Source organism: Rhizobacter sp. P2_H2 (genome assembly GCF_056403375.1).
In genome coordinates this window covers 1-3,469 of the sequence record NZ_JBFUFP010000573.1, presented here as the reverse complement: position 1 = coordinate 3,469, position 3,469 = coordinate 1, and the positions used below count along the sequence as shown (strand labels likewise).

Below are 3,469 nucleotides of genomic sequence, written 5' to 3'. Positions count from 1 at the left end.
GACGTGCACCTGTGGATGATCGACCAGCACCTCGGCCGGCGCAGCCTGTCGGACTACCAACGCGGCGTGCTCGCGCTGCGCAAGCGCGAGATCGTCTCCGGCCAGCGTGCGCGCCGCGCCGCCGAACCGGCGGAGGCCGCCTCGCCCGCACCGGTGGCCGCAGCGCCCGCGCTCGACACCCGCGAGGCGCTCGCGAAAGCCGCGCGCATCAGCAGCAACCAGGTCGCGATGATCGAGAAGATCCGCCAGCAGGCGGCGCCAGAAGTGGTCGAGGCGGTGAAGGCCGGCACGATCTCGATCAACGCGGCGGCCGCCGTTGCCAGCCTGCCGGCCGAGGAGCAGGTGGCCGCCGCGGCGGCCGGCAAGGACGAGCTGAAGCAGGCCGCCAAGCGGGCGCGCGAATCGCGCCGCAAGGCGCCGGCCGAGGAGTCCACGGCAGCACCACAGGCGCAGCAGGAATCACCGCCAGCGCAGCCGCACGACGGCGCCGACACCGTCGACTCGCTGCGCCAGCGTGTCACCGCCCTGACCGCCGAGAACGCTGCGCTGAAGCTGAAGATCGCCGACCTGCACGCCCAGCTGCGCGCCCACGCCGGCGAGGCCGACACCGCGCCGTTCTGATCCACGGTATAGTTTCCGCTGCAATGGATACACATATGTGTATCCATAACCGGAGACCCCGATGAACACCAAAGACGCCGGCATGCGGRTCCGCATCGAGCGGGATCTGCGAGATGCCTTCGTGCAGGCCTGCCAGTCGCAGGGCCTGGCGGCCGCCGAAGTGCTGCGCGACTTCATGCGCAGCTTCGCGGCCAAGCACTCCGCCGAGCAGGCGCAGCTGTTTGGGCAGTCCAAGCCCGAACGGCCGTGAAGGAGCCGGCCATGATCGTGCTGAAGGACACCCAGGCGAAGTTGCTCGGCGCGCTGCAGGCCGTCTGCGGCATCGTCGAGCGGCGGCACACCCTGCCCGTGCTCGCCAACGTGCTGATCCGCAAGAGCGGCCCGTCGATCGCGCTGATCACCTCGGACCTCGACATCGAGGTCGGCCACGCGGTCGAACTGGGCGGCGATGCCGGCGAGTTCGCCACCACCGTGTCGGCGCGCAAGCTGATCGACATCCTGAAGGCGATGCCGCCCGACCAGATCGTCACGCTGACCGCCGAACCCGGCCGCCTGCGGCTGCAGGGCGGGCGCAGCCGCTTCACGCTGCACACGCTGCCGGCCGAGCAGTTCCCGCTGGTCGCRCGGGCGCCGCATGCCACCACGCTGCGCCTGCCGCAGCACGTGCTGAAGTCGCTGGTCGACCAGGTGAGCTTCGCGATGGCGGCGCACGACATCCGCTACTTCCTGAACGGCGTGCTGTTCAACACCGACGGCCGTCTCGTGCGGCTCGTCGCGACCGACGGCAACCGGCTCGCGCTGGCCGAGGCAACGGTCGACGCCGAACTGCCGGCACAGCAGGTGATCCTGCCGCGCAAGGCGGTGCACGAGCTGCAGCGCCACCTGCTCGACGACCAGGGCGACGGCAGCGCCGGCGTCGAGATCCGGCTCGCGCCCGCACAGGCCAGCTTCGAGCTCAACGGCATCAGCTTCATCACCAAGCTGATCGAGGGCCGYTACCCCGACTTCAACCGCGCGATCCCGAAGGCCAACCCGCATGCCGTGACGCTCGGCCGCGCCGCGCTGCTCGAATGCCTGCAGCGCGCCTCGCTGATGACCAGCGACAAGTTCCGCGGCATCCGGCTGAGCCTCGCGCCGGGTGCGCTGCGCATCGTCTCGAGCAACGCCGAGCGCGAGGAGGCCGACGAAGACATCGATGTCGACTACGGCGGCGCGCCCCTCGAGATCGGCTTCAACGTGACCTACCTGACCGAGGTGCTCGGCGAGACCGACGCCGAGATGGTGACGATGGCGCTGCAGGATGCCGCCTCGGCGGTGTTGTTCACCTTTCCCGAGCGCAGCGACTTCAAGTACGTGGTCAGCCCGATGCGGCTCTGACGTGAAGACTCCGACGTGAATCGGGCCCTTCCGATCAATAGTTTTTCTCCATCGACTTGATTCAGTCAATTAATCCCGCAAATGCTGCAGTGCGGTCAAAATTCGTCCCGCTAGTTCGTTTTTCTACCCACAGAGCACCAAGGAAATCACCCGATGTCGCTGATCAACACCCAAGTCCAACCGTTCAAGGTCGAAGCCTTCCACAACGGCAAGTTCATCGAAGTCACCGAAGCGAGCCTGAAGGGCAAGTGGTCGACGCTGATCTTCATGCCGGCCGCCTTCACCTTCAACTGCCCGACCGAAGTCGAAGACGCTGCCGACAACTACGCCGAATTCCAGAAGCTGGGCACCGAGGTCTACATCGTCACGACCGACACCCACTTCGCGCACAAGGTGTGGCACGAGACCTCGCCGGCCGTCGGCAAGGCCAAGTTCCCGCTGATCGGCGACCCGACGCACAAGCTGACGCGCGCATTCGGCGTGCACATCGAGGAAGAAGGCCTGGCGCTGCGCGGCACCTTCGTGATCAACCCCGATGGCGTCATCAAGACCGTCGAAGTGCACGACAACGCGATCGCGCGTGACGTGAAGGAAACCCTGCGCAAGCTGAAGGCCGCGCAGTACGTTGCCAAGAACCCTGGCCAGGTCTGCCCGGCCAAGTGGAACGAAGGCGCCGCCACGCTGACGCCGTCGCTCGACCTCGTCGGCAAGATCTAAGACCTCTCTCTCGCTTTTTCCCTGTTCTGCCGCTCTGCGGCCCCGCCTTCGGGCGGGGTCCTGGGCGGAGCTTTCCCCGGCTTTCCCGAATAACACGAAACAAAGGACGATCACCATGTTGGACGCCACCCTCCAGGCCCAGCTCAAGGGCTACCTGCAACGCCTGACGCAGCCGGTTGAACTGGTGGCGTCGCTCGATGACCGTCCCGCTTCGCGCGAGATGCGCGAGCTGCTCGAGGAGATCGCCGGCCTGAGCGAGCTGGTGAGCCTGCGCCTGGACGGCACCGACACGCGCCGCCCCTCGTTCAACATCAGCCGTGCCGGTGCCGGGATGGGCGTGCGCTTCGCCGCGATCCCGATGGGCCATGAGTTCACGTCGCTGGTGCTGGCGCTGCTGCAGGCCGGCGGCCACCCGCCGAAGGTCGAGGCCGAAGTGATCGAGCAGATCAAGTCGCTGACCCGCGAGGATGGCGGCGACTTCGTGTTCGAGACCTACATGTCGCTGACCTGCCACAACTGCCCCGACGTCGTGCAGGCGCTGAACCTGATGGCGGTGCTGAACCCGCGCATCAAGCACGTCGCGATCGACGGCGGCCTGTTCCAGGACGAAGTGGAAGGCCGCCAGATCATGGCCGTGCCGACCGTCTACCTGAACGGCGAGGTGTTCGGCTCGGGCCGCATGGAGGTCTCGGAGATCCTGACCAAGGTCGACACCGGTGCTTCGGCGCGCGTGGCGGCCAAGCTGGGCCAGAAG

5 protein-coding genes are annotated in these 3,469 nt (G+C 67.2%); all 5 read left to right on the top strand.

Annotated elements, in window-relative coordinates; all coding sequences use genetic code 11:
• On the top strand, window positions 1–621 hold a 621-nt coding region (locus AC1D15_RS22715; RefSeq protein ID WP_477827751.1), incomplete at its 5' end, for a plasmid replication/partition related protein.
• A gap of 61 nt (window positions 622–682) precedes the next feature.
• Complete coding sequence (locus AC1D15_RS22710) at window positions 683–871, top strand: plasmid-related protein (protein ID WP_477827750.1); 189 nt, start codon at window positions 683–685, stop codon at window positions 869–871.
• Window positions 872–882: 11 nt separating this feature from the next.
• The gene (gene dnaN / locus AC1D15_RS22705) at window positions 883–1,998 is read left to right on the top strand and encodes a DNA polymerase III subunit beta (RefSeq protein ID WP_477827749.1); all 1,116 of its coding nucleotides are present in this window, start codon (window positions 883–885) and stop codon (window positions 1,996–1,998) included.
• 153 nt (window positions 1,999–2,151) lie between these two features.
• The gene (ahpC, locus tag AC1D15_RS22700; protein WP_047511617.1) at window positions 2,152–2,715 is read left to right on the top strand and encodes an alkyl hydroperoxide reductase subunit C; all 564 of its coding nucleotides are present in this window, start codon (window positions 2,152–2,154) and stop codon (window positions 2,713–2,715) included.
• A 115-nt stretch (window positions 2,716–2,830) separates the two neighbouring features.
• Window positions 2,831–3,469, top strand: a 639-nt coding sequence (locus AC1D15_RS22695) for a thioredoxin family protein (RefSeq protein ID WP_477827748.1), incomplete at its 3' end; no start/stop codon positions are given.

What these genes read in the sequence shown, in the direction of transcription:
- ahpC (WP_047511617.1), top strand. Translation starts at nt 2,152, where the DNA reads ATGTCGCTGATCAACACCCAAGTCCAACCGTTCAAGGTCGAAGCCTTC.